We start from the raw sequence: 5,034 nt of genomic DNA, 5'->3' as shown, positions 1-5,034 counted from the left end.
CTGGAAAGCGGCAAAGCCCTGCTGCACCAGTTCTTCCGTCGGATTCGGGAAGACCGCGTCAAACAGGTGATACGACATCTGCTCTGCGTCGAGGGCGGTAAACAGGCTGTCGAGCAGGCCCATTTTTACCAGCTGACCGTCGGTGACAATCAGCGCGGTGCCCCACTGTTTGTTTGCCACCAGCTTAACCATATCGCCGATTGCGCCTGCGCCGTGCAGGCTGATTTTCGGCAGCGCCAACATAAAGCTCATGATAATTCTCCTTAATTACGGTGATTTTTATGCCCGGCGGCGCTGCGCTTGTACACAGCGCCACCCGGCACTAGATCCGTCTTCGCTGCATCACGCGGCGGGTGATGATCGGCAGGGAGATCACCACAATCAGCATCGCGCCGATAATTACCGACATCACGATGCCCGGCACGTTGAGCAGGCTCAGGCCGAAGGTGACCAGCCCCATCAGGAAGGCGGCGATAATCACGCCTACCATGCTGCCGGACCCGCCGAGAATATTGACCCCGCCAAGCACCGCCATGGTCACCACCGCCAGCTCCCAGCCCATCGCAATCGTCGGGCGGGTACTGCCCAGACGCGAGGTGAGCAGCACCGAGGCTAGCCCGGCCATCAGCCCCACCAGGGCGAAGAGGATCAGATTGTGACGCTTGACGTTGATGCCGGAATACCATGCCCCGGTGGGGTTATTGCCGATGGCGTAGGTACGACGCCCGAAGTTGGTTTTGTGCAGCACGAAGGCAAACACCACCGCCAGCACCATAAACAGCGCGAACTCAAACGACAGTGCACCCCAGACGTATCCCTGGCCGAACCAGGCGAAGCTCTCCGGCCAGCTATTAAGCGCCTGGTCACCCAGCAGAATGTAGGTGATGCCGCGATAGAGGCTCATGGTGCCGATGGTGATCACAATCGACGACAGGTTAAAGCGGGTCACCAGCAGGCCGTTGAACAGCCCGCACAGCAGGCCAACCCCTAACCCCACGCAGACCAGCCACGGTGTATCCAGCCCCGCCGCCGCGCAGAAGCCCATCACCGTGGAGCTCAGGGCGATAGTGGAGGCCACCGACAGGTCAATCTCCCGGGCGATAATCAGCATCGCCATCGGCAGCACGATGATCGCCTTTTCGGTGAAGTTGAAGGTCGCATCCGACAGGTTCCAGATATTCAGGAAGTACGGGGAGGCCAGGGCATTGCCCACGAACACCGCCAGGGTGACCGCCAGCAGAAAACCCTCCCAGCATAGCAGGTGCTGGAAAATGCCCGCCGGAGCCGGGGTATTTTTCATCTCTTCAGAGGTCATCACTTTACTCATGATCTTACCGCCTGTTTCTGACGTGCCAGCGCCGCATCGCGCAGGATCAGCCGTCCTTTGCGCTTGTTGCCGCGTTCATTGAGCAGCACCGCAATCACAATCACCGTCCCGGAAATCGCCATCTGCCAGAATGGCGATACGCCGATCACCGGCAGGGCATTGTTGATGACGCCGAGGAAGAGCGCCCCGCACAGGCAACCTAACACCCGGCCCGTACCGCCCATGGTGCTGATGCCGCCGATCACGCAGGCCGCCACCACCTGAAGCTCAAAGCCGTTCGCCACGTCGACATAGGCCACCGCGAAGCGCGAGATCCACAGATAGCCGCAGAACCCGGCCAGCGCCCCGGAGAGGCAGAAGCTGACAAACTGCATTTTGCCGGCGTTGATCCCGGTGTAGTACGCCGCCGTGGCGTTACCGCCCGCGGTATAGAGCGCCCGCCCGGTGCGGCTGTAGCGCAGGAAATAGCCCACCAGCAGCAGGGCGGCGATGGCGCACCAGCTCAGCACCGGTAAACCCAGCACCGACGCACGCGGCAGGCCGAGGAAATCGGCCCCCATCTGGTTAGAGTTGACCCAGCCCCCGCCGGAGAGCAGAAAGATAATCCCGCGGTAGATGCTCATGGTGCCAAGCGTCACCACAATCGCCGGGATGCCCATCTTCCACACCAGCAGACCGTTGATAACGCCCATCAGCAGGCCCAGGGCCGTCGCAAGGATGAGCAGCACCCAGACCGGCACCTCGGGGTAATGAAAGTTAATCAGGGCGACAATCATCCCGGTCAGCGCCAGGTTGGCCGCCATCGACAGGTCGATGCCTTTGGTGAGCAGCACCATCATCTGGCCGAGGGCGAGGATGATCAGAATCGAGGTGTCGTTAAACATCTCCACCAGGTTGCCCGGCGCGATAAACGACGGGACGCGGGTGCCGATGGCGATCACCATCAGCACAATCACCGCCGCCAGCAGCGCCTCGCGGTGTTTAAGCAGTTGTTGCACCATTATGCGGCCTCCTGTCTGGCACCGCTGGCGGCGCTGACGATGGCTTCCGCCGTCGCGCCCCCCGCCTGATGCTCCGCCACCATTAACCCTTCATGCATGACGATGATCCTGTCGGCCATGCCCATCACTTCCGGCAGTTCAGAGGAGACCATGATCACCGCCAGCCCCTGACCGACCAGCTCGGACATAAACTGATGCACCGCCGCTTTGGAGCCGATATCGATCCCTTTGGTCGGTTCATCCAGAATGATGACGTCAGGATGGGTCGCCAGCCATTTGCCAATCACCACTTTCTGCTGGTTGCCGCCAGAGAGGGTTTCCACCGCCTGTTTCCAGCTAAAGGCTTTCACCTGTAGCCGCTTTGCATATTCATCCGCCAGCTGCCACTCGCGCGCGTCGTTCAGCACGCCGCTGGCGTTGAGTTTGCCAAGCTGGGGCAGGCTGATGTTCTGGGCAATCGACAGCTCGATAATCGCCCCCTGCTTCTGGCGCTCTTCCGGCACGCAGACGATCCCGGCTCTGATGGCGTCCGCCGGCTGGCGGAAATGCTGCGCTTTGCCGTTCAGCACAATGCTGCCGGAGGAGGGGCGCGAGACGCCGGAGAGCGCCTGCATCAGCTCGGTACGCCCGGCACCTACCAGGCCATAGAAGCCGAGGATTTCGCCTTTGCGCAGGGTAAACGAAATATTGGCGAACTCGGTGGGGTGGCAGAGATCCTGCACCTCCAGGACGATGTCGCCCTTCTCACATTCCACCTTCGGGAAGGTCTGGGTAATGGCGCGCCCCACCATCATCGCCACCATCCGCTCTTCGGTGATGTCGTTGATGGCCCCGGCGCCGACAAACACACCGTCGCGCAGGATGGTGTAGTGATCCGCCAGCTCAAAAATCTCGTCGAATTTGTGGGAGATAAAGAGGATGGCTTTTCCCTCCTGCTTTAAGCGTTCGACAATCTGATAGAACTCGAGGATTTCATGCTGCGACAGGGCGGCGGTGGGCTCATCGAGGATCACCACCTGGGCATCAAACGAGAGCGCACGGGCAATGGCCACCATATGCCGCTGGGCGATGCTCAGGGTTTTCAGCGTCGCGCGCGGGTCAATCTGCACCTCCAGACGGGTGAGGATCGCCTGCGCCCGGCGGTGCATCTCCGGCCAGTCGAGCTTTTTGAAAAAGCCTTTATAGATATACTGACCGACAAAAATATTTTCGGTGACCGACAGCTCATCGAACAGCACGGTCTCCTGGTGGATGGCGGTAATCCCCACCTTGTGCGCCGCGTCAGGGGTCGGCAGCTGGATGGGGATCGCTTTATAGAGGATTTCGCCCTCGTCGGGCTGGTAGATGCCGGTCATCACTTTCACCAGCGTCGATTTGCCCGCGCCGTTTTCACCGATCAACGCGGTGACTTTGCCGGGCCAGAGTTCAAGCTGCACGTTCTCAAGGGCACGCACGCCAGGGAAAACCTTGGTGATGCCGTTGAGTGCCAGTAATGGGGTCATGATAGTTCTCCACCATAGGGGATTTTGTAGGCCGGATGGCGCTACGCTTATCCGGCCTACAAAACGCATCAGAAGATTTTCGAGAACTTATCAATGTTGCTGGCATCGTAAACGAACGGCTCCGCCATCGCGCCGTTGCCGTCGGCATCCAGCTTCACTTTGCCCAGTTTGCCCATGCTGGCTTCGTCTTTGGTCGCCGTGCCTTTCACCAGATCATCCGCTAAGTAAGTCGCGGCATACCCAAGGTCAATCGGGTTCCAGATGGCGAAGCTCTTGCTGGCGCCGGATTTCACCGCGCCCGCCATTTCAGACGGCAACCCTAAGCCGGTGACGTACACTTTGCCGATCTTGCCCTGGTCTTTCACCGCCTGCGCCGCCGCCACGATGCCGACTGACGACGGGGAGACGATCACTTTCAGATCCGGGTAGGTTTTCAGCAGGCCAACCGCTTCGCGGTAGCTCTTGTCAGAGAGATCGTCGCCATAGGCCACGGTCACCAGATTGACGGACGGGTACTGCGGCAGCACCTTTTTCATCTCGGCAATCCAGGTGTTCTGGTTAGTAGAGGTAGGGGTAGCGCTCAGCACCGCCACGTCGCCTTTCTCCACATTCAGCGCTTTCAGCGCGTCGGCCGCCAGCTTGACATTGGTCTCGCCAATCAGCGCGTTATTAGAAGGGTTGAGGTGGATCTGGCGCCCGGCTTTCGCCACGCCGGAATCCCAGGAGACCACTTTGATCCCGCGCTGCATCGCTTTTTTCAGCACCGGCACCACGGCGTCAGGATCGTTGGCGGAGATGGCGATCGCATCGACACCCTGAGCGATCAACCCGTTCAGTACTTCGATCTGCGCTTCTGCGGTGGTGGTGGTCGGGCCGGTATAGATGACTTTGACATCCCCCAACTCTTTAGCTGCCTCCTGGGCACCCACGTTTGCCGCTTCAAAGAAGCCGTTACCTAAGGATTTCGCCACCAGGGCGATTTTCACTTCAGCTAAAGCAGAACCGGACAACGCCAGGGCGGCAACGGTGAGGATCAAGCTTGTCTTTATTTTCATTGCTTTTACTCCACTTAATTGAGTTTTGTAGGGTTTGTCCATTTTCCTGACGACGCGGATTGGCGCAGATGTTACACACCTCCTGCTCGGTAAAGGTGCGGCAGTCGGCACAGTGGCCAATTTCTGACATGGCGCGGGTCAGGGCCTGC

5 protein-coding genes and 1 pseudogene are annotated in these 5,034 nt (G+C 59.6%); all 6 read right to left on the bottom strand.

Annotated features, from left to right (window positions below):
* A partial coding sequence (locus WFM46_RS22710; protein ID WP_336998608.1) for an iron-containing alcohol dehydrogenase occupies positions 1-252 on the bottom strand: 252 nt, incomplete at its 3' end.
* Positions 253-322: 70 nt separating this feature from the next.
* Complete coding sequence (locus WFM46_RS22705; protein ID WP_336998607.1) at positions 323-1,327, bottom strand: ABC transporter permease; 1,005 nt, start codon at positions 1,325-1,327, stop codon at positions 323-325.
* On the bottom strand, positions 1,324-2,328 hold the full coding sequence (locus WFM46_RS22700) for an ABC transporter permease (RefSeq protein WP_103177533.1): 1,005 nt from the start codon (positions 2,326-2,328) through the stop codon (positions 1,324-1,326). Before WFM46_RS22700 ends, WFM46_RS22705 begins: the two co-directional genes overlap by 4 nt.
* On the bottom strand, positions 2,328-3,830 hold the full coding sequence (locus WFM46_RS22695) for a sugar ABC transporter ATP-binding protein (RefSeq protein WP_336998606.1): 1,503 nt from the start codon (positions 3,828-3,830) through the stop codon (positions 2,328-2,330). Before WFM46_RS22695 ends, WFM46_RS22700 begins: the two co-directional genes overlap by 1 nt.
* 68 nt (positions 3,831-3,898) lie before the next feature.
* Positions 3,899-4,885, bottom strand: coding sequence for a rhamnose ABC transporter substrate-binding protein (gene rhaS / locus WFM46_RS22690; RefSeq protein WP_103177531.1), 987 nt, complete (start codon positions 4,883-4,885; stop codon positions 3,899-3,901).
* A 34-nt stretch (positions 4,886-4,919) separates the two neighbouring features.
* Positions 4,920-5,034: pseudogene (gene recR, locus WFM46_RS22685) on the bottom strand (recombination mediator RecR); the annotation flags it as partial.

Origin of the sequence: Leclercia sp. M50 (assembly GCF_037150775.1) — a bacterium.
Taxonomy (GTDB): Bacteria; Pseudomonadota; Gammaproteobacteria; order Enterobacterales; family Enterobacteriaceae; genus Enterobacter.
Note: the sequence above shows the minus strand (reverse complement) of the source record. Positions and strands in the feature narration are given on the sequence as shown.

What these genes read in the sequence shown, in the direction of transcription:
- WFM46_RS22695 (WP_336998606.1), bottom strand. Translation starts at nt 3,830, where the DNA reads ATGACCCCATTACTGGCACTCAACGGCATCACCAAGGTTTTCCCTGGC.
- WFM46_RS22700 (WP_103177533.1), bottom strand. Translation starts at nt 2,328, where the DNA reads ATGGTGCAACAACTGCTTAAACACCGCGAGGCGCTGCTGGCGGCGGTG.
- rhaS (WP_103177531.1), bottom strand. Translation starts at nt 4,885, where the DNA reads ATGAAAATAAAGACAAGCTTGATCCTCACCGTTGCCGCCCTGGCGTTG.
- WFM46_RS22705 (WP_336998607.1), bottom strand. Translation starts at nt 1,327, where the DNA reads ATGAGTAAAGTGATGACCTCTGAAGAGATGAAAAATACCCCGGCTCCG.